Consider the following 22,110-nt stretch of genomic DNA (forward strand, 5'->3'; position numbering starts at 1 on the left):
GCCAAATATGGTACCGCTGCTGGTCTTCACGGGATAGGTCGCGATGAGACCCCCGCTGCACCCGTATCCTCCCGCGCTTGCTGCGGGAGCCGATATGAGCGCAAAGCCCAAAATCGATGCCAGTGCTGCGATTGTTGCCATGATGCGGTTTTTGGTGGATGGCATGGTTCCCTCATTCGTAGGATGATGTCGAGCTTTTTGAGTGTATCCCTGCCGCCCTTATGGGGCTGATTGTTTGTCAAGTCTGCATGGTGGAGAGTCGCTATTTCGGATCAGCGAACCTTATGTTCAGTTTTGTCGCAAGTGGTATGAAGTTCGCGGAAACGATTGAGCCCTGGAATTCTTTCCAGGGCTCAATCCTCATATGTTTTAGTCAGAGAGGCATCAGTCGAACCAGCCGCCGAGACCGCCGTTGTCGCCGTTGGCGTCGTCGGTGGGCTGCTGGCCGCCACCGCCGTTGTTGTTGCCGCCCTGGTCACCGCCGCCGGCACCGCCGCCCGCGTCCACGGTGATCAGGGTGACCGTGTCGCCCTGCTTCACCTGCGAACCCGGCGCCGGGAGCGACTGGCGCACCTGGGCGTCGTCCTTGTCGACACCGGCCACGACGACCGTGATGCCCTGGCCCTGGAGATTGTCCCGGACCTCCTTGAGCGGCTTGCCGACGATGTCCGCGGGGATCGTGATCTGCGGGACCTGCGGGCCCTTGGAGACCTTCAGGGTGATCTCGACGCTCAGCGGCTGGTTGGTGTTGCCCGGCGGGTTCTGCTCGACGACCGTGCCCTTGGGCTGGTCGTTGTCGACCTCCTCCTGCTTCACGTTGGTGAACTGGAGGGCGCTCAGCTGCTGGAGGGACAGGTTGACGTCGCGGCCCGTCACCTGCGGCAGGAGCGTCAGCTTCTGCTTGGCGACCGTGAGCGTCACCTCGGAGTTCTTCTCGGCCTTGGTGCCGTTCTGCGGGTCCTGCCGCAGGACGGTGCCCGGGTCGTCCTCGGACTCCTCCTCCTCGACCTTGACCTTGAAGCCCTTGCCCTCCAGGGACTCCTTGGCCCGCTCCAGCGACTGCTCCTGGACGTCCGGGACCTCCACGAGCGGCGCGCCCTCGGAGACCCACACCTGGATCGTGGCGCCGATGTCCATCTTGAGGACGTTGTCGGCGACCGGCTGCTGGCGGCAGATCGCGCCCGTGGGCTGGTCGCAGCGCTCCTTGCCCGCCTCCTGGACCTTCACCTGCGCGTTGGACGCGGACCGCTCCGCCTCGGTCATCTTCTGGCCGACGAGCTGCGGCACCGTCGTCTGCTGCGGGGTGTCGTTGGTGTCCATGACGTAGCGGACGATGAAGATCGCACCGACGAGGACCAGGACGCCGCAGAGCGCCAGCAGGATCGTCGAGGCGTTCGACTTCTTCTGGCCGCCGCGGCGCCGGTCCGGACGGTCCTCGTAACCGTCGTACCCGCCGTAGCCCCCGCCGTCCGGCGGGACCGGCGGCATCATCGACGTCTGGCCCACCGGGTCGGCCTGCCGCAGCGCGGTGGTCGGCTGGTCCTCCGGCGGGTAGCCGTAGCCGTTGTACGCCGGGGCCGCCATGCCCATCGCGGCCGCGGCCGCCACCGGCTGCCCGTCGAGGCACGCCTCGATGTCCGCGCGCATCTCGTCGGCGGACTGGTAGCGGTAGTCGGGGTCCTTGACCAGCGCCTTGAGGACGATGGCGTCCATCTCGGGCGTGATCTCGGAGTCGAAGTTGCTCGGCGGCTGCGGCTCCTCGCGGACGTGCTGGTACGCGACGGCCACCGGCGAGTCGCCGATGAACGGCGGCCGGACGGTGAGGAGTTCGTACAGCAGGCAGCCGGTGGAGTACAGGTCGGAGCGCGCGTCGACCTGCTCGCCCTTGGCCTGCTCGGGGGAGAGGTACTGGGCGGTGCCGATCACCGCGGAGGTCTGCGTCATGGTCATGCCCGCGTCGCCCATGGCGCGCGCGATGCCGAAGTCCATGACCTTGACCTGGCCGGTGCGGGTCAGCATCACGTTCGCGGGCTTGATGTCGCGGTGCACGATGCCGGCGCGGTGCGAGTACTCCAGCGCCTGGAGGATGCCGACGGTCATCTCCAGGGTGCGCTCGGGCAGCAGCTTGCGGCCGGAGTGCAGCAGTTCGCGCAGCGTCGACCCGTCCACGTACTCCATGACGATGTACGGGATGGAGACGCCGTCGACGTAGTCCTCGCCGGTGTCGTAGACGGCGACGATCGCCGGGTGGTTCAGGGAGGCGGCGGACTGTGCCTCACGGCGGAACCGGGCCTGGAAGGACGGGTCACGGGCCAGGTCGGCCCGCAGCGTCTTCACGGCGACGGTGCGGCCGAGCCGGGTGTCCTGGGCGAGGTACACCTCGGCCATGCCACCGCGGCCGAGCACCGAGCCCAGCTCGTACCGGCCGCCGAGGCGACGCGGCTCTTCCATAGCTAATCCAGCCCTCTCCGTCTGTCCCGACCGCACCCATGGGTGGTCCGGCGGTGTGTGCTGTCCGCGCATACGCTACCGGCCCCGAAGAGCCGCACCGCCCGCGTGGGGCAGCTGATATCCGACCGGTACCTGGCGGGCACCGGCCCTTTGCAAGATCAGCCGCGGCTCTTCAGAACCGCCTTCATGACCGACTTCGCGATCGGGCCCGCCAGACCGCCACCGCTGATGTCCTCACGGCCGACGCCCTCCGCGTCCTCCACGATCACGGCGACGGCGACCGGGGAACCCTGGTCGGTCTTGGCGTACGAGATGAACCAGGCGTACGGGCGCTTGGCGTTCTTCTCGCCGTGCTGCGCGGTACCGGTCTTGCCGCCGACCTTCACGCCGTCCATGTTCACGTCGGCCTTGCCGCCGGTGCCGCGGGAGACGACGTTCTCCATCATGGCCTGGAGCTTCTGGGCGTTCTCCGGAGAGACCGGCTGGCTCATCTGCTCGGGCTCGTTCTGCTTGATCACGTCCAGGTTCGGCGCGCGCAGCTGGTCGATCATGTACGGCTTCATCAGCTTGCCGTCGTTCGCGATCGCGGCCGCCACCATCGCCATCTGGAGCGGGGTGGTCGCGGTGTTGAACTGGCCGATCGAGGAGAGCGCGTTGCCACCGCGGTCGGCCTTCTTGTCGTAGACCGACGCGGCGGAACGGACCGGCACGAACTGCTCGGCGTTGAAACCGAACTTCTCCGCCATCTCGTTCATCTTCTCGACGCCGACGTCGTCGCCGAGCTTCGCGAAGACCGAGTTGCAGGAGACCCGCAGCGCCTCGTTGATGCTGGCGTTGGCGCAGCCGCCGGCGTGGTTCACCATCGGGACGGTGGAGAGCGGGATCTTCCAGCCCTCGGGGGTGTCCGTCGGCGCGTCGATGTCCTTGACCTTGCCGGACTCCAGCGCGGCGGCGGCGGTCACGACCTTGAAGACGGAGCCGGGGGGGTAGATCTCGCGCAGGGCGCGGTTCAGCATCGGCTTTTCCTTGGACGTGTCCAGCGCCACCCACGCCTTCTCGTCATCGCTGCCGGCGATGGTCGAGGGGTCGTACGAAGGCGTGGACGCGAGCGCCAGGATCTTGCCGGTGGACGGCTCGATCGCCACGACGGCGCCGGTGTTCCCGCCCAGTCCCTCGAAGGCGGCCTTCTGCGCGGCGCCGTTGAGGGTGGTGACGACGTCGCCGCCCTTCTTCTTCTCGCCGGTGAACATGGCGAGGGTGCGGTCGAAGAAGAGCCGGTCGTCGTTGCCGGTGAGAATGCCGTCCTCGAGCTTCTCGATCTGGTTGGCGTCGTACACCTGCGAGGCGTACCCGGTGACGGGGGCCCACATGGGGCCGTTCACGTAGGTCCGCTTGTACTTGTAGTACGTGCCGCCCGAGTCCACGGAGCCGGTGATCGGCTTGCCGTCGACGATGATGTTGCCTCGCTCGGTGGCGTAACGCTCGATCTGGACCCGCTTGTTGTCCGCGTGCGAGTTCAGCTCGTCGGCGCGGACGAACTGGAGCCAGTTGTCGCGCAGGAGCAGGGCGAGGATGAGCAGGCCGCAGAAGATCGCGACCCGGCGCAGCGGCTTGTTCACGGACGGACCACCTGGGTCATCTCGGCGTCGGGATTCGGGGCGGGGGAGGGCGCCGGGCGGCGCGCGGTGTCGCTGATCCGGATCAGGATGCCGATCAGGGCCCAGTTGGCGATGACGGACGAACCGCCGTACGCGAGGAACGGCATCGTCATGCCGGTGAGCGGGATGAGGCCCATCACACCGCCGGCGACGACGAAGATCTGGAGCGCGAAGGCACCGGAGAGGCCCATCGCGAGCAGCTTGCCGAAGGGGTCGCGGGCGGCGAGGGAGGTCCGGATGCCGCGCTCGACGATCAGGCCGTACAGCAGCAGGAAGACCATGACGCCGGCCAGGCCGAGCTCCTCGCCGACGGTGGCGAAGATGAAGTCGGAGTTGGCGGCGAAGCCGATGAGGTCGGAGTTGCCCTGGCCGAGACCGGTGCCGAGGATGCCACCGGAGCCAAAGGACATCAGCACCTCGGTCATCTGGTCGCAGGCGGCGACGTCCTTGGCACAGGCGAAGGGATCGGCCCAGGCGTCGACACGGGCCTGGACGTGGCCCGCGAAGGAGGCCACGCCGACCGCGCCGGCGACGGACATCAGCAGACCCATGACGATCCAGCTGGTCCGCTCGGTCGCCACGTACAGCATGATCACGAACATGCCGAAGAACAGCAGCGAGGTGCCGAGGTCGTTCTCGAAGATCAGGATGAGGAGGCTGACCGCCCAGATCGTCAGGATCGGGCCGAGGTCGCGGCCTCGCGGCAGGTAGAGCCCCATGAAGCGGCGGCTGGCCAGGGCCAGCGCGTCCCGCTTCACCATCAGGTAACCGGAGAAGAACACCGCGAGCACGATCTTCGCGAACTCACCGGGCTGGATGGAGAACCCCGCGACGTTGATCCAGATCTTGGCGCCGTAGACGGCCGAACCGAGGCCGGGCACCAGCGGCAGCAGCAGCAGGACGAGTGCTGCCACCATCGAGATGTACGTGTAGCGCTGGAGGACCCGGTGGTCCTTCAGCAGCAACAGCACGGCCACCAGCATCGCAATGCCGATCGCCGAGTACATCATCTGACTGGGTGCGTCCGGGCTGAAGCTCTTGTACAGCCGCATCGACGTGGCGATCAGCCGCGGCGACTGGTCAAGGCGCCAGATCAGCACCAGGCCCATGCCGTTGAGCAGGGTCGCCAGTGGAAGCAGCAGCGGGTCCGCGTACGGGGCCCACTTGCGCACCACGAGGTGGGCGACGGTCGCGAGCAGGGCCAGGCCGAGCCCGTACCCGAGCATGCCCGACGGGACCTCGCCGTCGATGGCCAGGCCCACGTTGAGGTACGCGAACACCGGGATGGCGACGGCGAAGCCGAGCAGCGCCAGCTCGGTGTTGCGGCGGCTCGGCGCCTCGATCGCGCCGATGGTGGTCGTGTTGGTGACAACGCTCATGGTGGTGAAAGGCCCCCTACGGGTGCTTACTGCTTGCCGCAGTTCGAGGCCAGCTTCTGCTCCTCCGCGGTGAGGGTGGGACCCGGGGTCGGAGCGGCTGTGGTGGGCTTGGGGTCGGGCTCGGCGGTCGTGCCGTCGGTCGGCTTCGGCTTGGGCTTCGCCGCCTGTTCGGCGGCGGCCTTCTCCTGGGCCGTCCGGCGCTGCTCGGTCTTCTTGCAGGCCGAGGCCTGCACCGCCAGCTCGGAGATCTTCGTCCGGGCCTTGGCGAGGCTGCCGCCGGCGATCGTGTCCTCGACCTGCTTCCGCTGGTAGGCGGGGAGGTACTTGAGTTCGATCTCGGGGTGGTCCGTCTCGACCTCCGAGAGCTTCACCCAGGCGAGGTCCTGGCTGATGCCCTGGTACAGCGCGACGTGCTCGTCCTTGGAACCCACGTAGTACTGGGTCTGGGTCCAGCGCCAGCCGCCGTACGCGCCGCCGGCGAGGACGCCGAGCGCGAGGACGAGGATCAGGGTGCGCCCGATCCACCGCCGCTTGCGGCGCGGCTTGACGAAGTCGTCCTCGGCGTACGAGTCGAAGGCGCCGTGCGGCGGCCCGCCGTAACCGTGGTCCTCGCCGCTGCCGGGCGGGCCGAAGCCGCCCGCGGGCGGCTGGTGGTGCGCGGGACGGCCGAGTCCGGAGGCGCGGCCGGCCGGGGTCTGCATCGCCCCGCCGTCGTTCAGCTGGATCTGGTTCTCGGCGACCGCGCCGACGACGACCGGGGTGTCGCTGAGGTGGCCGGCGAGGGTGTCGCCGCCGTCGACGTCGAGGACGTCGGCGACGATCACCGTGATGTTGTCGGGGCCGCCGCCGCGCAGCGCGAGCTGGATCAGCTCCTGCACGGTCTCCTGCGGGCCCTGGTAGCTGGCGAGGGTGTCCTCCAGGGTCTGGTGCGACACCACCCCGGACAGGCCGTCGGAGCAGATCAGGTACCGGTCGCCGGCCCGGACCTCGCGGATGGAGAGGTCGGGCTCGACGTGGTCGCCGCTGCCCAGCGCGCGCATCAGCAGCGAACGCTGCGGGTGCGTGGTGGCCTCCTCCTCCGTGATCCGGCCCTCGTCGACGAGCCGCTGCACCCAGGTGTGGTCCTGGGTGATCTGGGTGAGGACGCCGTCGCGCAGCAGGTACGCGCGGGAGTCGCCGACGTGCACGAGGCCGAGCCGCTGCCCGGTCCACAGCAGGGCCGTGAGCGTGGTGCCCATGCCCTCCAGCTGCGGGTCCTCCTCGACCATCATCCGGAGCTGGTCGTTGGCGCGCTGCACCGCCGTGCCCAGCGACGTGAGGATGTCGGAGCCCGGGATGTCGTCGTCGAGGACGACGAGCGTCGAGATCACCTCGGAGGAGGCGACCTCGCCGGCGGCCTGGCCGCCCATGCCGTCGGCGATCGCGAGCAGCCGGGGACCGGCGTAGCCGGAGTCCTCGTTGCCCTCGCGGATCATGCCCTTGTGCGAGCCCGCGGCGAATCGCAGGGAGAGACTCATGCCCACCTGCCCTGTCGCCGCTGCATCGGGGTACAGCCGGTCTCGACCCACACTGCCCACCCTCCGGTCGCTCCGGTCAGCTCGCTCATAGTCGTACTACTTCCGCAACTCGATGACGGTCTTGCCGATGCGGATCGGCGCCCCCAGCGGAATCGGCGTTGCGGTGGTGAGACGGGTCCGGTCCAGGTAGGTGCCGTTCGTGGACCCGAGGTCCTCGACGATCCACTGGCCGTCCCGGTCCGGGTAGATCCGGGCGTGCCGGCTGGACGCGTAGTCGTCGTCCAGCACGATCGTCGAGTCGTGCGCCCGGCCGAGGGTGATCGTCTGGCCCTGGAGGGCCACGGTGGTACCGGTGAGGGTGCCCTCGGAGACGACCAGCTTCGTCGGGGCGCCGCGCCGCGACCGGCCGCCGCCGGTCGGCTGCGGCTGCTGCCCGCGCTGCTGCGGCGGAGCGGCCTGCTGGCGGCCGCCGCCCTGCTGGGGGCGCGCCTCCTGGCGGCGCGAACCGCGCTGGGTCACCCGCGTACCGAAGAGGTCGCTGCGGATGACCTGGACGGCCACGATGACGAACAGCCACAGAACGGCCAGGAAACCCAACCGCATGACCGTCAGGGTCAGCTCTGACATTGCCCCCGCTTCACCCTTCGGCTTGCCGGTAAACGATGGTGGTGCTGCCCACGACGATCCGCGAGCCGTCGCGGAGCGTAGCGCGGGTGGTGTGCTGCCCGTCCACCACGATGCCGTTGGTGGATCCGAGATCCTGGATCGTCGAGGGCGTTCCGGTCCGGATCTCGCAGTGCCGGCGGGAGACGCCGGGATCGTCGATCCTCACGTCCGCGTCGGTGCTGCGGCCGAGGACCAGGGTCGGGCGGGAGATCTGGTGGCGGGTGCCGTTGATCTCGATCCAGCGGCGCACCTGGGTACCGCCGGGCGCGGCGGGACGGCCGCCGGCAGGCCGGGGACCCCCGCCCCCGGGCGGCGGCGAGGACGGCATCGGAGGAGCCCCGGCCGGGGGCCCCTGCGGGTATCCGTAGCCGCCGCCCTGGCCCTGGGGCGCGTGCGGGGGCTGGTGCTGCGGGGAGTGCCCGCCGGGGTGCGGCTGCGGCTGGGACGTGCTCGACGCGAGCGTACGGCTGCGCACCCGGTACAGGCCGGTGTCGAGGTCCTCGGCCTTCTCCAGGTGGACCTTGATCGGCCCCATGAAGGTGTACCGCTGCTGCTTGGCGTAGTCCCGGACCAGGCCGGCGAGCTCGTCGCCCAACTGGCCCGAGTACGGGCTCAGACGCTCGTAGTCGGGCGTGCTGAGCTCCACGATGAAGTCGTTGGGGACGACGGTCCGCTCGCGGTTCCAGATCTGCGCGTTGTTGTCGCACTCGCGCTGGAGCGCGCCGGCGATCTCGACCGGCTGGACCTCGGACTTGAACACCTTGGCGAAGGTGCCGTTGACCAGACCTTCGAGACGCTGCTCGAAACGCTTCAGGACTCCCATGGGGCACCTCCTCCGTCGTTGCCGTCCTGGTACTGCTTACTGATCGTATCCACGCGTCGGGAAATCGGCTGGTTCCCCTTCTCTGCCCTGTGGACGAGTGTCACCTCTCACAGGCCCTCCCCCCAGGGATCGTAGAGGGGGCCTGTGGACAGTGTCCCGCACGCGGCTGTCGGACAGGAGGGCCGGAGTGGGGGAGCGGGGGCACGGGGCGGCACGGTCGGCGCCGCAACCTCCCGCTTCTCCCCCCGTCTCTCCGTTCCCTCCCCTCTTTCCCCTGTGTCCCTTCTCTCCATTCTTCTGCGCACTTCTCCCCCGGGGGTCCACCGTCCGTCTCTTGTCTTCGGCGGCGGAGCCTCTTCGGAGAGGGAGGGCGGGGGACGGGAGGAGCGGGGGCCGGACAAGCGGCAGAGGGGGAGGGCCCTGCCCTCACCCTCCCCTTCTCTGCCTCCCCTTGCTTCCGTCGTCCTCGACGTCTGCCCTTTCCGCCACCGTCGCGGCTGCGGATGCCGCTGTCGCCGCCCGCGTCGGCCGGTCCGCCGTCCGCTCCCCTCCCTCACGTTCCTGCCTTCACCCGCACTCCCTGCCCCTCCTCCTGTTCTGCCGGCGGAGGGCCGAAACAACGGATGTGAATCCACCGCCTGCGACGTGCTAATCTTCAGATGTCGCCAGGCGCTCCCACTGAAAAGTGAGAGACCGGGAGACCACCCAATGCGCGGGTGGCGGAATAGGCAGACGCGCTGGATTCAGGTTCCAGTGCCCGAAAGGGCGTGGGGGTTCAACTCCCCCCTCGCGCACCAGACGGAAGCCCCGTAGGTCTCAGACCTACGGGGCTTCCGCGTTGTTCGGAGGAGTGTGACGCTTGCCACTCCGCTCCACTCCGCTCCACTCCGCTCCTGGCTCCGTCCGGAACGGCGGACGGCGATCGCTGATCTCCGGCCACGGATGCCCGGTCGCTGATTGCCGGTCACCGGCCCCCGGGTGCCGCTCGTCGAGAACTGCTCGCCTTTCGTCGTTCCCGGTCGCGACGAAAGAGGGACGTCCGGCGGTCACGGCGCTGCCTAGGGTGCGAGGGTGGAAACGACCAGCCTGAACGCGACGGGGACGACGGCACCGAGGACCGTGGACGGGAACGGGGACGGGAACGGGACCGGCCGCAGGGCCGGGGCGCGGGCGGTCGCCGCGTGGAGATGGCTCGTGCCCGCAGGGGAATGGTCCCGGCGTCGGACGGTCGGAGAGACGGCCCTCGCCGCCGTGGTCGCCCTGCTCGCCGCCGGCACCGAGGAACTGCTCGGCGGAGAAGGCGGACAGCTCGTCCTGGTCGCCGCCGCGTCCGCCCTGCTGTCCCTGCTGCGCCGCCGGCTCCCCGCCACCGTACTCGTCCTCACCGCGGGACTCTCCCCCCTCGTCCCCGGCCTCGGCCCGCTCCTGCTCGTCCTCGGCTGGTCCGCGGGCGGTTACATCGTCGGCGTGGGGCGGGCCCTGTACGCCTTCGTCGCCGCCTACGTCCTCAACGTCGCCGCCACCCTGATCGCCACCTGGGACCAGCAGCGACTGCTCACCCTCGCCTTCATGGCGACCCTCTACTACCTGGGCACCACCCTCGCGCCCGGCATCGCCCACCGCTACTGGGCCCAGCGTCGCACCCTCCTCCACGCCCTCCAGGAGCGCAACGTCCGGCTGGTGCGCGAGCGGACCATGATCGGGCGGAACGCCCGGCTGAGGGAACGGCAGCGCATCGCCCAGGACATGCACGACAGCCTCGGCCACCAACTTGCCCTGATCGCCGTCCACACCGGCGCGCTGGAGGTCGACCGCGAACTGAACGAGCGGCAGCGGGAGATCGTCGGAGTGCTCCGGAACGCCTCCGTGACGGCCATGCACGAACTCCGGGAGGTCGTCGGCATACTCCGCGACGGCACCGAGGCCGTGGAAGCCGACACCGGCCCGGTCGGCGCCGGGGACGAGAGCGGGCGCGCCGCCCGCGGCATCGCCGGCATCGAGGGCCTCGTCGACGCCGCACGGGCCGCCGGCACCCGGGTCGAACTGCGGCGGGACGGCGACGAGCGGCCCCTGGAACCGGCCGCCGGGCACGCCGCGTACCGCATGGTCCAGGAAGCCCTCACCAACGCCTACAAGTACGCCCCCGGCGCCCCGATCGGCGTCGAACTGCGCTACGAACCCGACACGTTCGTCGTCGAGATCTTCAACGAGGAGCCGCCCGCGGGCCCTTCGAAGGGCGTCGTCAGCGGCGGGCAGGGCCTGGCCGGACTCGTCGAACGGGCCCGGCTCGTCGGCGGCATGTGCCACGCGGGCCCGGCCGACGGCGGAGGCTTCCGGGTCGCCGGGATGCTGCCGTACGGCTCCGCGCCGACCGGGGAGACGGCAACGCCTTTGGTCGACGCGGCCGACGACTTCCGGCAGCAGTCGACGAAGCACTTCGACGGAGAAGGTCGTTCCGTAGCGGTCGGAGATCCCGACTGGACCTTCACGGAACGGGAGTTGGCGATGGCACTGCGCGGGGGGAAGACCCGGAGCACCGGAGGATCGGTCGCGATCGGCTGCGGCATCGCGTTCGCGGCCCTCGTCGTCCTCCTCGTCGCGGCCGGCTTCGGCCTCTTCTACTTCTTCGGCTCCGTCATGGACGGCATGATCAGCCCCGAGAAATACGCCTCGGTCCAGGTCGGCGACCCCGAGGAAGAAGTCCGGGCCACGCTGCCCGAGGACGACTCCCTCGCCACCATGGGCATCACGGACAAGGGCGGCCCCGCCAGACCCGAAGGCGCCGACTGCCTCGTCCTGCCCTCCACGGAGATGGGCGACGACTTCGAGGCGAACCCCGTTTTCCGGTTCTGCTTCAAGGACGGCAAGCTGATCGAGAAGAAGTCGTACGTCGTGAGGCAGTAGCGTCTCGGCGACCCGCACCGAAGGCGTTGGGGGAGGGGCAGTGCTGCCAGAGCAGCTGTCAGGACGGGCCGGACGAGCAGGACGGCCGGGCCCGGCCGTCAAGGTCGTGGTCGCCGACGACGAGCCGCTGATCAGGGCGGGCATCCGGATGATCCTCAACTCGGACCCGGACATCCACGTCGTCGCCGAGGCCGCGAACGGCAGGGAGGCCGTCGAGGCCGCCCGCTCCCACGCCGCCGACGTCGTCCTGCTCGACATCCAGATGCCCGTCCTCGACGGGCTCTCCGCCCTCCCGGAACTGCGCCGCGCCGCCCCGGCGGCCCGGGTGATCGTCCTCACCACCTTCGGCGAGCGGGAGAACGTCCTGCGGGCGCTGGAACACGGCAGCGCGGGCTTCCTGCTGAAGGACACCGCGCCCGCCGAACTGATCGGCGCGGTCCGGGCCGCCGCCGCGGGCGACGCCTACCTCTCCCCGGCGGCGACCCGGCACGTCGTCGAACGGCTCGCCTCCAACCGGGAGAGTGCCCGCGCCGAAGAGGCCCGCGGCAGGATCGCGGGACTCAGCGAGAAGGAGCGCGCCGTCCTCGCCCTCCTCGGAGAAGGGCTCTCCAACGCCGACGCGGGCCGCCGGCTCCACATGAGCGAGGCCACCGTGAAGACCTACGTCAGCAGGATCCTCGCCAAACTGAACTGCGAGAACCGCGTCCAGGCCGCCCTGCTCGCCCGCGACGCGGGACTGTAGCCGGGGCCCTCCCGGGCCCCTCGGATCAGCGGGGGCCGGAGAGGTCGGCGGGGCCTGCGGCGTTGTAGCGCAGGAGGTAGCCGGCGAAGCGGTCCAGGTCCTCGCTCGACCAGTCCTTGAGGCGTTCCTGATAGGCGGCGAGACGGTTGGCCTGGGCGGTGGCGAGCACCCGGAGACCGGCCTCGGTCGGGTGCAGCACCTGGACCCGGTGGTCCTCCGGGGCGGGCCGGCGCTCGACCAGGCCCAGCTTCTCCAGGCCCGCCAGCTGGCGGCTGACCGTCGACTTGTCCAGCAGGTAGTGCGCCGCGAGGTCCGTGGCACGGCAGCCGCGCTGCTCCTCGATGTGGGCGAGGAGCGTGTACGAGACCAGCGGGATCTCGGGGTGGACCCGGGCCGCGGCGGCCCGGGCCCGGCGCGCGAAGGCCGTCAGCTCGCGCTGGATGACGTCCACGGACGCCTCGCGCGGCGCTCCGGTACCGGCGTCCGACATGTGGGCTCCCTTGCCGAGCTCGCCCCGTACGAGCTTTCAGTTGTATAGTACAACGGTTCTTTAGTTGTAAAAGCCAACCATGCCTTCGGAGGTCAGCGTGTCCACAGGACCGAACCCCACCGCCGGCGCCCTGCGGCACGTCCTCGGGCACCTCCTCACCCCCCTCCTCATGTGCATCGGCATGGGTCTCGCCTACCTCGGCGCCTTCCACGCCCCCCAGCCCCACGACCTCCGCGTCGACGTCGTCGGCTCCGGCCCCACCACCCAGGTCCTCGCCCAGACCCTCCAGGACAAGGCCGCGGGCGCCCTCGACGTCCGCACCGTCCCCGACCGCGCCACCGCCGCCACGGCCCTCGGCCGGCAGGAGAGCTACGGCGCCTACATCCCCGGCGAGCACCCCGAGCTCCTCGTCGCCTCCGCCTCCTCCGACACCAGTGCCATGGCCGTCGAGAAGGTCTTCACCAAGGTCGCCGCGGGCCAGGACGCCCCCCTCAAGGTCACCGACCTCGCCCCCACCGCCTCCGGCGACCCCACCGGCCAGGGCGTCTTCTTCCTCCTCGTCGCCGTCAGCATCGGCGCCTACGCCTCCGTCGCCGTCATCGGAGCCGCCGGAGCCGCCCTCCCCATGCGCCTCCGCGCCCTCCTCGCCGCCGGCACCCCGCTCGTCGTCAGCCTCATCGGCACCCTCTTCGCCGGACCCGTCTTCCACCTCGTCGACCACGGCCTCGCCGGCGTCTGGGCCCTGTCCTGGCTCTACGCCGCCGGCATCCTCCTCATCGGCGTCGGCCTGCACACCTACCTCCGCCGCTGGACCACGCTCGGCGTGATGGTCCTCTTCGTGATGCTCAACTTCACCAGCTCCGGCGGCATCTACCGGCCCGAACTCCAGCCCGGCTTCTTCGGCTCCCTCCACGCCTTCTGGAACGGCGCGGGCCTCGTCGAGGGCATCCGGAGCCACGTCTACTTCGACGGCCACGCCCTCGGCGGCAACGTCCTCGTCCTCGCCCTCTGGTTCCTCGCCGGAGTCGCCCTCGTCACCCTCGCCGGCCGCACCGAGGCCCGGCGGAACGCGGTCACCGCGAAGCCGGGCGACACCGGACGGGAAACGACGCGGTCGGAGAAGGACCCGAAGGAACTGAAGGACCCGAAGGGGACGCAGGGGACGCAGGGGACGCAGGGGACGCAGGAGGAGAGTGCGGAGCACGCGGAGATCGAGGAGGAGATGGAGGAGGCCGTGGCCGTCTGACCTGGGGCGGACGGTTGTCCACAGGCCGTTGTCCACAGGGGGAGACGGCTGATCCGCACCGGCTGTACCGTCAGCCCCGAAAGAAGTCGCCGCGGCCGACCGCCGCGGCGATTCGGAACAGTCATCGGGGGAGGTCGTCCCATGGACGAGATCCAGGCCGTCGTGCCGGGACAGCGCGGAGCGGCGGACGGGGAACGCGTCCCGTACGTGCCCGGATTCGCCCGGCGCGGCACCACGGGCCACTCTCCCAAGGACCACGGCAAGCACCTGCGGACCGTCGTCCCCCGCGCCTCCCACGCAGGCCTCGACCTCCCCGCGGGGCGACCCGACGCGGTCCGCGCCGTGGAGGAGTCCAGCCGCGGCCGCGTCCCCGAACTCGCCCCCATCCGCGTCGGCCGCATGGCCGCCAACCCCTTCGCCTTCCTGCGCGGATCCGCCGGCCTCATGGCCCACGACCTCGTCGGCACCCCCGTCACCGGCGTCGCCGCCCAACTGTGCGGCGACGCCCACGCCGCCAACTTCGGCCTCTACGGCGATGCCCGCGGCCGGCTCGTGATGGACCTCAACGACTTCGACGAGACCGCCGTCGGCCCCTGGGAATGGGACCTCAAGCGCCTCGCCACCTCCCTCGTCCTCGCCGGCCGCGTCGTCGGCGCCGACGAGGACACCTGCCGGGCCGCCGCCTTCGACACCGCCGGCGCCTACCGGCGCACCATGCGGCTCCTCGCCCGCCTGCCCGCCCTCGACGCCTGGAACGCGATACCCGACGAGGAACTCGTCTCCCACACCGACGCCCGCGACCTCCTCGGCACCCTCGAACGGGTCTCCGCCAAGGCCCGCAACAACACCAGCGCCCGGTTCGCCGCCCGCTCCACCGAGGCCGTCGCCGAGACCGAAGGCGGCGGACGCCGCTTCGTCGACGCTCCCCCGGTCCTGCGCCGGGTCCCCGACGCCGAAGCCGCCGCCGTCACCCACGCCCTCGGCGAGTACCTGGAGACCGTCTCCGAGGACCGCCTCCCGCTCCTCGCCCGCTACGCCGTCCACGACGTCGCCTTCCGGGTCGTCGGCACCGGAAGCGTCGGCACCCGCTCCTACGTCGTCCTGCTCCTCGACCACCGCGGCGAACCCCTCGTCCTCCAGGTGAAGGAGGCCCGCCCGTCCGTCCTCCTGCCCCACCTGCCCGCCGCCGGGTTCGCCGTCCCCGAACCCGGCCACGAAGGCCGCCGCGTCGTCCTCGGCCAGAAGCGCATGCAGGTCGTCAGCGACATCCTGCTCGGCTGGACCACCGTCGACGGGCGCCCCTTCCAGGTGCGCCAGTTCCGCAACCGCAAGGGCAGCGTCGACCCCGCCGCCCTCACCGCCGACCAGGTCGACGACTACGGCCGCATGACCGGAGCCCTCCTCGCCCGCGCCCACGCCCACAGCGCCGACCCGCGCCTGATAGCCGGCTACTGCGGCAAGAACGAAGAGCTCGACGAGGCCATCGCCGCCTTCGCGGTCACCTACGCCGACCGCACCACCGCGGACCACGCCGACCTGCTCGCGGCGATCCGCACCGGCCGCATGGCGGCAGAACTGGGCGTCTGACGCCCGGCTGCCCGCGACGCGACGCGACGCGACGCGACGCGATGCGATGCGACGCACCGAAGAACGAACGAGGGGGGGGAGGGGGAGGGGAGGGAGGGGGGGAGGGGCCCCCAGTAAGGACCTAGGCTTGAGAGGTCGGGCCGGAACGAAGACGTGGGCGGGCGGGAACGTGAGCGAGGACCAGAGCCGGGACCAGGGTCAGGGCCAGGACCAGAGCCAGGATCAGGACGGCCAGGACCAGGGTCTTTCCCAGGACCCGAACCTGGGACAGGACGCGGGCCAGGATCTGAACCCGGGACCGGATGCGGGCCAGGACCAGAACCAGGGCCAGGACCAGGGCCAGGAGGCCGGGCAGGAGCGGCCTGAGGCTCGGTTGGAGCGGGCTGTTCGGGTGGCCGAGCAGGCGTTGATCGAGTTCGAGATCGCCGTGGAGACCTTCCGGGTCGAGGTGGAGAACTTCTCGCGGCTGCACCACCAGAAGCTGGGTCCGATGTACGCGCGGCTCGACGAGCTGGACGCGTCGATCGCGGAGGCGCGGGCCGCGCGGAGCGGGGATCCCGAGGATCTGCGGCTGGCGCGGGAGGCGCGGGCCGCGGTGCTGCCGCTGCCGGGGGTCGAGGCGCTCTTCGACGACTGGATCGACTCCGACGGCCTCTCCCCCGAGGCGGCCGCGATGCTGACCGAGCGGCCGGTGCGGCCTCCGCAGCGGGTGCGGCCCAGCGAGGAGGTGCGCCGGCTCTACCGCGAGCTGGCCCGCAAGGCCCATCCCGATCTGGCGCGGGAGGAGGAAGAGCGGAAGCGGCGGGAGGAGTTCATCACCCGGGTGAACGCCGCCTACGCGCGGGGTGACGAGGGGCTGCTGCGGGAGCTCGCCGCCGAGTGGGAGGCGGGGCCGGTGCCCGCCGAGGAGCGGCTCAGCGAGAGCGAGGAGCTGTACGCGCGGCTGGAGTGGCTGGCGCAGCGCAAGGACATGCTGTCGGTGCTGGCACGGGAGCTGGAGGACAGCGCGATCGGTTCGATGCTGCGGCTGGCGCCGGAGGATCCTGACCGGCTGCTGGAGGAGATCGCCGAGCAGCTGCGCGGTCAGGTGACCGAGCGCGAGGCCGAGCTGGCCGAGCTGGTGCAGTAGGTTTTTTCGGGGCGAGGTGGTTCCGGCGTACCTCCGTCCTCCCCGGCGCCCCTGCTCCGGTGGCCGCCGGACGCGCAGTACACGCCGTACACGCGTTGCACGCCGTGCACGCCGTACACGAGAGAAGGTCAGTGTCATGAGTTTCGCCCCGCTTCCGTCGGTGCCCGCCGCGTCCGTGCCCGCCGATGCCCTGGTGCTGGACGTGCGGGAGGACGACGAGTGGGCGGCCGGTCGGGTCGAGGGCGCGCTGCACGTGCCGATGAGCGACTTCGTGGCGCGGTTCTCCGAGCTCGGTGAGGTGCTCGCCGAGCGGGGCCGCGCCTATGTGATGTGCCGGGTGGGCGGCCGGTCGGCGCAGGTCACGCAGTACCTGGTGCAGCAGGGCTACGACGCGGTGAACGTGGACGGCGGGATGGTGGCCTGGGAGGGCGCCGGTCGTCCGGTGGTGTCGGACGGCGGGCCCGGGTTCGTCGCCTGAGCCGTCGGCCCGTCCGTACGGGTCAGTCCAGGGGGTGGGCGGCGATGAGGTCGCCCAGGGCCTCCTCGTGGGCGGCGGCCGGGCCGAGGGAGAGTTCGAGGTACTTGGCCCAGGCGTGGTAGCGGTGCAGGGGGTAGTCGGTGTCCGCGCCGAAGCCGCCGTGCAGGTGCTGGGCGGTCTGGACGACGCGGCGCACCCCTTCCGAGGCCCAGATCTTGGCGACGGCGAGGTCCGCCTCCGCGGGCAGCGCGGTGTCGGCGGCGGTGGTGACGCGCCAGGCGGCCTGCCACAGGGTGGCCTCCATCGCGCGGAGGTCGATGTAGCGGTCGGCGGTCTGAACGGCGACGGCCTGGAAGGTGGCCACGGGGTGGCCGAACTGCTCGCGTTTCCCGGTGTACTGGCTGGTCATGGCGAGGACCTGTTCGCCGAGGCCGAGGGCGAGCGCGCACGTTCCGGTGGTGAGCAGCGCGCGGAGCGCCGGCCAGGCGTCGGCCGAGTCGAGGACGCGGTCGGCGGGGAGGCGGGCGCCGTCGAGGCGGAGCCGGGCCAGGCGCTCGCCGTGGGTGCCGTACTGGGCGTCGAGGGTGAGTCCGGCGTGGTCGCGGGGGAGCAGCGCGAGGACCGTGCGGCCGTCGGCGGTGTGGGCGGGGACGGCCGTGAGGTCGGCGTGGTGGGCCCACGGGACGTGGTCGGTGGTGCCGTCGAGGATCCAGTGGCCGTCGTCGGGGCGGGCGGTGACGGCCCGCTCGGCGGGTTCGTGGCCGGTGGTGCCGTGGGCGGCGGCGGTGAGCACCAGGCGGCCGGCGACGACCTCGGGCAGCAGTGCGGCGGCGGTGGCGGCCGGGGCGTGGTGCTGGAGGACGTGGGCGACGGCGGTGGTCTCCAGGAGGGGGACGCGGGCCAGCACGCGGGCGGACTCGCGCAGGACGAGGCAGAGCGCGATGGGGTCGAGGCCGGTGCCGCCGTGTTCCGGGGCTACGGGCAGCCCGAGGAGGTCGGTGGCGGCGAGGCGCTGCCACAGGGCGGTGTCGAGGTCGTCGGAGACGGCGGTCGGGGTGAGGGCGGGGCTGGGCACGGCGTCGGGGGCGACGTCGGCGAAGACGGTGCGGGCCGTCTCCGCGGCCGCCTGCTGCTCCTCGGTGAACGTGAAGTCCATGGCCCTGTCCTTCCGTTGCTGTCCGTTGCTCTTCCGGCGGCCCGTCAGGGGAGGTCTGCTGACGGGCCGTCAAGATAGAACAGGTTCTAGCGGAAGGGAATGGGCTCAGCGGTCGAAGTCCAGCTCCACGTCGGGGGTGGCCGGGTGGGACTGGCAGGCCAGGACGTAGCCGGCCTCGGTCTCCTCGGGTTCGAGGGCGAAGTTGCGGTCCATGCGGACCTCGCCGCCGACGAGGAAGGCGCGGCAGGTGCCGCAGACCCCGCCCTTGCAGGCGTACGGGGCGTCGGCGCGGGCGCGGAGGACGGTGTCGAGGAGGCTTTCGCCGCGCTCGACGGGCCAGGTGCCGGAGCGGCCGTGGAGGGTGGCCGTGAGGGTGGCGTGGGCGGGGGCGTCGGCGGTGGGCACGGGGGCGGGGCCCGAGCCGTCGTCGACGTGGAAGATCTCCTGGTGGACGCGGGCGCGGTCGACGCCGAGGCCGCGCAGGGCCCGCTCGGCGCCCTGGACGAGGCCGTAGGGGCCGCAGAGGAACCAGCCGTCGATGCTTCCGACCGGGAGGAGGGCGGGCAGGAGGCCGGCGAGCCGCTCCTGGTCGAGGCGGCCGGAGGGGAGTCCGGCCTGCTGCTCCTCGCGGGAGAGGACGGTGACGAGCTGGAAGCGCTCCGGGTGGCGGTCCTTCAGGTCGGCGACCTCGTCGAGGAACATCGTGGAGGCGGCGGTGCGGTCGCTGCGGATCAGGCAGAACCGGGCATCGGGTTCGCGGTCGAGGAGGGTGGCGGCCATGGAGAGGACCGGGGTGATGCCGCTGCCGCCGGCGATCGCGGCGAAGCGGCCGGGGCGCGGGTCGAGGACGAAGCGGCCGGTGGGGGCCATGACGTCGACGGTGTGGCCGGGGGCGAGTTCCTTGAGGGCCCAGGTGGAGAAGGCGCCGCCGTCGACGAGCCTGATGCCGACGCGGAGTTCGGGCTGCTCGCCCGCCGGGGCGGCGGGGGAGCAGATCGAGTAGGTGCGGCGGATCTCCTGGCCGGTCTCGTCGGTGCGGCGCAGGGCGAGGTGCTGGCCGGGGCGGTGGCGGAAGGTCTCGTGGAGCTCGGCGGGGACCGCGAAGGTGACGGCCACGGAGTCGTCGGTGAGGCGCTCGACCCTGCTCACCGGGAGCGGATGGAACATCTACAGCTCCTTGAAGTGGTCGAAGGGCTCGCGGCAGGCGGTGCAGCGGCGCAGCGCCTTGCAGGCGGTGGAGGAGAAGCGGCTGAGGAGCTCGGTCTCGGTGGAGCCGCAGTGGGGGCAGCGGATGGCCAGGGTGAGGGCGACGGGTCCGCCGACCGGGCCCTGGGGGCGGGGCGGGGCGATGCCGAACTCGGTGAGTTTGCGGCGGCCTTCCTCGCTGATGTCGTCGGTGGACCAGGCGGGGGCGAGGACGGTGACGACGGTGACCTCGGGGACGCCGTGCGCGTGGAGGGCGTGCTCGATGTCGGTGGACATCGTCTCGACGGCGGGGCAGCCGGTGTAGGTGGGGGTGAGGGCGACCTCGACGCGGCCGGGGGCGAGGACGTGGACGCCGCGCAGCACGCCGAGCTCGGCGAGGGTGAGGACGGGCAGCTCGGGGTCGGGGACGGCGCCGGCGATCCGGGCCAGCTCCTCCTCCAGGGGGGTGGGGGCGGTGGTCACCACGTCGCCCCCGGGTGGCTGCGGTGCAGGTGCTGCATCTCGGCGAGCATCCGGCCGAAGGACTCGGTGTGGAGTCCCTGGCGGCCGGCGCCAGCGCGCCAGGCGCCGGTGCGGGGGCCGGCGGGGACGGTGAGGCCGGCGCGGGTGAGGACCGCGGTGACGGAGTCCAGCCAGGCCGTTTCGAGGGTGGTGGGGTCCACGTCGAGGCCGCCGAGGGGCTGGAAGGGCTCGCCGGTGTACCGCCAGAGGGCGTCGCAGGCGGTCTGCATGCGCCGCCGGCTCTCCTCGGTGCCGTCGCCGAGGCGGAGCGTCCACTGCTCGGCGTGGTCCTGGTGGTAGGCCACTTCCTTGACGGCCTTGGCGGCGAGTCCGGCCAGGGGGCCGTCGCCGGCGGCCAGGGCGGCGTAGAGCAGCCGCTGGTAGGTGGAGAAGTACAGCTGGCGGGCGATGGTGTGGGCGAAGTCGCCGTTGGGCTGCTCGACCAGCTGGAGGTTGCGGAAGGCGCGCTCCTCGCGGAGGAAGGCGAGTTCGTCCTCGTCGCCGGCGAGGGAGAGGAGGATGCGGGCCTGGCCGAGGAGGTCGAGCGCGATGTTGGCGAGGGCGACCTCCTCCTCCAGGACGGGGGCGCTGCCGGCCCACTCCCCCAGGCGCTGGGCGAGGACGAGGGCGTCGTCGCCGAGGGCGAGGGCCGCGGCGGTGACGGCGGGGTCGGCGCCGGTGGGGGCCGGGGCGGTGACGGCGGCGCCGGCGGTGGCCGGGGCGGTGGTGGTGTCGGTGCCGGTCACAGGTGCTTCACCCCCTCCGGGATCTCGTAGAAGGTCGGGTGCCGGTAGGGCTTGTCGGCGGCGGACTCGAAGAAGGGGTCCTTCTCGTCCGGGGAGGAGGCGGTGATGGCGGCGGAGGGGACGACCCAGAGGGAGACGCCCTCCATGCGGCGGGTGTAGAGGTCCCGGGCGTTGCGCAGGGCCATCTCCGCGTCGGGGGCGTGGAGGCTGCCCGCGTGGGTGTGGGAGAGCCCCCGGCGGGAGCGCACGAACACCTCCCACAGGGGCCAAGTGTCGCTGCTCATGCCTGTGCCTCCCCGTGCTGTCCGGTGTGCTTGCGCGCGTAGGCCGCGGCGGCCTCTCTGACCCAGGCGCCGTCCTCGTGGGCCTGGCGGCGCTTGGTGATCCGCTGGTCGTTGCAGGGGCCGTTGCCCTTGAGGACGTCCCAGAACTCGGCCCAGTCGATGGGGCCGAAGTCGTAGTGCCCGCGCTCCTCGTTCCACTTCAGGTCGGGGTCGGGGAGGGTGAGGCCGAGGGCCTCCGCCTGCGGGGCGGCGATGTCGACGAAGCGCTGGCGCAGTTCGTCGTTGGAGTGGCGCTTGATCTTCCAGGCCATCGACTGGGCGGAGTGCGAGGACTCGTCGTCGGGCGGGCCGAACATCATGAGGGACGGCCACCACCAGCGGTCCACGGCGTCCTGGGCCATGGCGTGCTGGGCCTCGGTGCCGCGGGAGAGGGCGAGCAGCGCCTCGTACCCCTGGCGCTGGTGGAAGGACTCCTCCTTGCAGACGCGGACCATCGCCCGGGCGTACGGGCCGTAGGAGCAGCGGCAGAGGGGGACCTGGTTGGTGATGGCGGCGCCGTCCACGAGCCAGCCGATGGCGCCGACGTCGGCCCAGGTGAGCGTGGGGTAGTTGAAGATCGAGGAGTACTTCTGGCGGCCGGAGTGGAGCTTGTCGAGGAGCTCGTCGCGGCTGACGCCGAGGGTCTCGGCGGCGCTGTAGAGGTACAGGCCGTGGCCGGCCTCGTCCTGGACCTTGGCCATGAGGATCGCCTTGCGGCGCAGGGAGGGCGCGCGGGTGATCCAGTTGGCCTCGGGCTGCATGCCGATGATCTCGGAGTGGGCGTGCTGCGCGATCTGGCGGACGAGGGTGGCGCGGTACGCCTCCGGCATCCAGTCGCGCGGTTCGATGCGCTCGTCGGCGGCGACGGCGGCGTCGAACACCGCTTCCTGGGCGGCCCGCGTCACCTCCTCCGCGGCGTCCGTGCCGGGAGTCCCGGCGGTCACTGCCGTCCCAGCCGTCCCTGTCGTCATCGCACTCCCTACCGACCGATCGTTCGGTTGAATGACTTCAATGGTGGGTCGGCGGCCCGTATGGTGTCAACCCTGTGGATAACCGCCTGCCCCGTTCGGGGCGCACAGGAGCGGGTCACCGATGGGAACGGGAACGG

The 22,110-nt window shown here is 71.4% G+C and carries 19 protein-coding genes and 1 tRNA gene; 7 read left to right on the forward strand and 13 right to left on the reverse strand.

The features are described 5' to 3' along the window. Positions 1 to 384: 384 nt before the first annotated feature. The 6 genes from pknB to IE326_RS12410 all read right to left on the reverse strand — a co-directional run bounded on the left by pknB (position 385) and on the right by IE326_RS12410 (position 8,494). Positions 385 to 2,451 carry a Stk1 family PASTA domain-containing Ser/Thr kinase gene (gene pknB, locus IE326_RS12385; RefSeq protein WP_190041523.1) on the reverse strand — a complete coding sequence of 689 codons (2,067 nt, stop codon included), beginning with the start codon at positions 2,449 to 2,451 and terminating at the stop codon, positions 385 to 387. 158 nt (positions 2,452 to 2,609) lie between these two features. Beyond that, on the reverse strand, positions 2,610 to 4,070 hold the full coding sequence (locus tag IE326_RS12390) for a peptidoglycan D,D-transpeptidase FtsI family protein (protein ID WP_150229540.1): 1,461 nt from the start codon (positions 4,068 to 4,070) through the stop codon (positions 2,610 to 2,612). Beyond that, a complete protein-coding gene (locus IE326_RS12395) occupies positions 4,067 to 5,488 on the reverse strand; it encodes an FtsW/RodA/SpoVE family cell cycle protein (protein ID WP_150229538.1) in 1,422 nt (473 codons plus the stop codon). Before IE326_RS12395 ends, IE326_RS12390 begins: the two co-directional genes overlap by 4 nt. Positions 5,489 to 5,514: 26 nt before the next feature. After that, positions 5,515 to 7,005: a Stp1/IreP family PP2C-type Ser/Thr phosphatase gene (locus IE326_RS12400; RefSeq protein WP_150229536.1), complete on the reverse strand. Its 1,491-nt coding sequence runs from the start codon at positions 7,003 to 7,005 to the stop codon at positions 5,515 to 5,517. Positions 7,006 to 7,101: 96 nt separating this feature from the next. Beyond that, on the reverse strand, positions 7,102 to 7,632 hold the full coding sequence (locus IE326_RS12405; RefSeq protein WP_150229534.1) for an FHA domain-containing protein FhaB/FipA: 531 nt from the start codon (positions 7,630 to 7,632) through the stop codon (positions 7,102 to 7,104). A gap of 10 nt (positions 7,633 to 7,642) precedes the next feature. Beyond that, on the reverse strand, positions 7,643 to 8,494 hold the full coding sequence (locus IE326_RS12410; RefSeq protein WP_030761248.1) for an FHA domain-containing protein: 852 nt from the start codon (positions 8,492 to 8,494) through the stop codon (positions 7,643 to 7,645). A gap of 710 nt (positions 8,495 to 9,204) precedes the next feature. On the opposite strand from IE326_RS12410, the gene IE326_RS12415 reads away from it, so the two are divergent. From IE326_RS12415 to IE326_RS12425, 3 genes are all read left to right on the forward strand, one after another. Beyond that, positions 9,205 to 9,291, forward strand: a tRNA-Leu gene (locus IE326_RS12415). Positions 9,292 to 9,688: 397 nt separating this feature from the next. Further along, positions 9,689 to 11,398: a sensor histidine kinase gene (locus IE326_RS12420; RefSeq protein WP_229915306.1), complete on the forward strand. Its 1,710-nt coding sequence runs from the start codon at positions 9,689 to 9,691 to the stop codon at positions 11,396 to 11,398. Between the two features lie 106 nt (positions 11,399 to 11,504). After that, entirely contained in the window at positions 11,505 to 12,140 is a 636-nt protein-coding gene (locus IE326_RS12425) for a response regulator (RefSeq protein ID WP_150232865.1), read from the forward strand. Between the two features lie 25 nt (positions 12,141 to 12,165). Here the strand turns inward: IE326_RS12425 and IE326_RS12430 are convergent, their stop codons facing one another. Next, positions 12,166 to 12,630 carry a MarR family winged helix-turn-helix transcriptional regulator gene (locus tag IE326_RS12430; protein WP_150229532.1) on the reverse strand — a complete coding sequence of 155 codons (465 nt, stop codon included), beginning with the start codon at positions 12,628 to 12,630 and terminating at the stop codon, positions 12,166 to 12,168. A 79-nt stretch (positions 12,631 to 12,709) separates the two neighbouring features. Here IE326_RS12430 and IE326_RS12435 point away from each other — a divergent pair, with 79 nt between their 5' ends. The 4 genes from IE326_RS12435 to IE326_RS12450 all read left to right on the forward strand — a co-directional run bounded on the left by IE326_RS12435 (position 12,710) and on the right by IE326_RS12450 (position 17,070). Next, a complete protein-coding gene (locus tag IE326_RS12435; protein ID WP_190041524.1) occupies positions 12,710 to 13,876 on the forward strand; it encodes an ABC-2 transporter permease in 1,167 nt (388 codons plus the stop codon). Between the two features lie 141 nt (positions 13,877 to 14,017). Further along, positions 14,018 to 15,463 carry a DUF2252 domain-containing protein gene (locus tag IE326_RS12440; RefSeq protein WP_190041525.1) on the forward strand — a complete coding sequence of 482 codons (1,446 nt, stop codon included), beginning with the start codon at positions 14,018 to 14,020 and terminating at the stop codon, positions 15,461 to 15,463. A gap of 169 nt (positions 15,464 to 15,632) precedes the next feature. Then, positions 15,633 to 16,592, forward strand: a complete 960-nt coding sequence (locus tag IE326_RS12445) for a hypothetical protein (protein ID WP_373310183.1) — start codon at positions 15,633 to 15,635, stop codon at positions 16,590 to 16,592. 136 nt (positions 16,593 to 16,728) lie between these two features. After that, positions 16,729 to 17,070, forward strand: a complete 342-nt coding sequence (locus tag IE326_RS12450; protein WP_150229523.1) for a rhodanese-like domain-containing protein — start codon at positions 16,729 to 16,731, stop codon at positions 17,068 to 17,070. Between the two features lie 22 nt (positions 17,071 to 17,092). Here IE326_RS12450 and IE326_RS12455 read toward each other — a convergent pair whose 3' ends face one another. The 6 genes from IE326_RS12455 to paaA all read right to left on the reverse strand — a co-directional run bounded on the left by IE326_RS12455 (position 17,093) and on the right by paaA (position 21,973). Continuing rightward, positions 17,093 to 18,226 (reverse strand): acyl-CoA dehydrogenase family protein, encoded by a 1,134-nt coding sequence (locus tag IE326_RS12455; protein WP_150229521.1) that lies wholly within the window; start codon positions 18,224 to 18,226, stop codon positions 17,093 to 17,095. Between the two features lie 105 nt (positions 18,227 to 18,331). Then, complete coding sequence (locus IE326_RS12460) at positions 18,332 to 19,393, reverse strand: 2Fe-2S iron-sulfur cluster-binding protein (RefSeq protein WP_190041526.1); 1,062 nt, start codon at positions 19,391 to 19,393, stop codon at positions 18,332 to 18,334. Continuing rightward, positions 19,394 to 19,897: a 1,2-phenylacetyl-CoA epoxidase subunit PaaD gene (gene paaD, locus IE326_RS12465; protein WP_190041527.1), complete on the reverse strand. Its 504-nt coding sequence runs from the start codon at positions 19,895 to 19,897 to the stop codon at positions 19,394 to 19,396. After that, a complete protein-coding gene (gene paaC / locus IE326_RS12470) occupies positions 19,891 to 20,679 on the reverse strand; it encodes a 1,2-phenylacetyl-CoA epoxidase subunit PaaC (protein WP_190041528.1) in 789 nt (262 codons plus the stop codon). Before paaC ends, paaD begins: the two co-directional genes overlap by 7 nt. Beyond that, a complete protein-coding gene (gene paaB / locus IE326_RS12475; RefSeq protein WP_190041529.1) occupies positions 20,676 to 20,963 on the reverse strand; it encodes a 1,2-phenylacetyl-CoA epoxidase subunit PaaB in 288 nt (95 codons plus the stop codon). The genes paaC and paaB overlap by 4 nt, the downstream gene beginning before the upstream one ends. Then, positions 20,960 to 21,973, reverse strand: a complete 1,014-nt coding sequence (gene paaA, locus IE326_RS12480; protein ID WP_150229512.1) for a 1,2-phenylacetyl-CoA epoxidase subunit PaaA — start codon at positions 21,971 to 21,973, stop codon at positions 20,960 to 20,962. Before paaA ends, paaB begins: the two co-directional genes overlap by 4 nt. Positions 21,974 to 22,110: the final 137 nt, after the last annotated feature.

The sequence above is a fragment of the Streptomyces filamentosus genome (assembly GCF_014654895.1).
Classification (GTDB): Bacteria; Actinomycetota; Actinomycetes; order Streptomycetales; family Streptomycetaceae; genus Streptomyces; species Streptomyces filamentosus.

Excerpts from the sequence above, each read along its gene's own strand:
- pknB (WP_190041523.1), bottom strand. The coding sequence starts at position 2,451 with ATGGAAGAGCCGCGTCGCCTCGGCGGCCGGTACGAGCTGGGCTCGGTG.
- IE326_RS12395 (WP_150229538.1), bottom strand. The coding sequence starts at position 5,488 with ATGAGCGTTGTCACCAACACGACCACCATCGGCGCGATCGAGGCGCCG.
- IE326_RS12400 (WP_150229536.1), bottom strand. The coding sequence starts at position 7,005 with ATGAGTCTCTCCCTGCGATTCGCCGCGGGCTCGCACAAGGGCATGATC.
- IE326_RS12405 (WP_150229534.1), bottom strand. The coding sequence starts at position 7,632 with ATGTCAGAGCTGACCCTGACGGTCATGCGGTTGGGTTTCCTGGCCGTT.
- IE326_RS12410 (WP_030761248.1), bottom strand. The coding sequence starts at position 8,494 with ATGGGAGTCCTGAAGCGTTTCGAGCAGCGTCTCGAAGGTCTGGTCAAC.
- IE326_RS12430 (WP_150229532.1), bottom strand. The coding sequence starts at position 12,630 with ATGTCGGACGCCGGTACCGGAGCGCCGCGCGAGGCGTCCGTGGACGTC.
- IE326_RS12435 (WP_190041524.1), top strand. The coding sequence starts at position 12,710 with ATGCCTTCGGAGGTCAGCGTGTCCACAGGACCGAACCCCACCGCCGGC.
- IE326_RS12440 (WP_190041525.1), top strand. The coding sequence starts at position 14,018 with ATGGACGAGATCCAGGCCGTCGTGCCGGGACAGCGCGGAGCGGCGGAC.
- IE326_RS12450 (WP_150229523.1), top strand. The coding sequence starts at position 16,729 with ATGAGTTTCGCCCCGCTTCCGTCGGTGCCCGCCGCGTCCGTGCCCGCC.
- IE326_RS12455 (WP_150229521.1), bottom strand. The coding sequence starts at position 18,226 with ATGGACTTCACGTTCACCGAGGAGCAGCAGGCGGCCGCGGAGACGGCC.
- IE326_RS12460 (WP_190041526.1), bottom strand. The coding sequence starts at position 19,393 with ATGTTCCATCCGCTCCCGGTGAGCAGGGTCGAGCGCCTCACCGACGAC.
- paaB (WP_190041529.1), bottom strand. The coding sequence starts at position 20,963 with ATGAGCAGCGACACTTGGCCCCTGTGGGAGGTGTTCGTGCGCTCCCGC.
- paaA (WP_150229512.1), bottom strand. The coding sequence starts at position 21,973 with ATGACGACAGGGACGGCTGGGACGGCAGTGACCGCCGGGACTCCCGGC.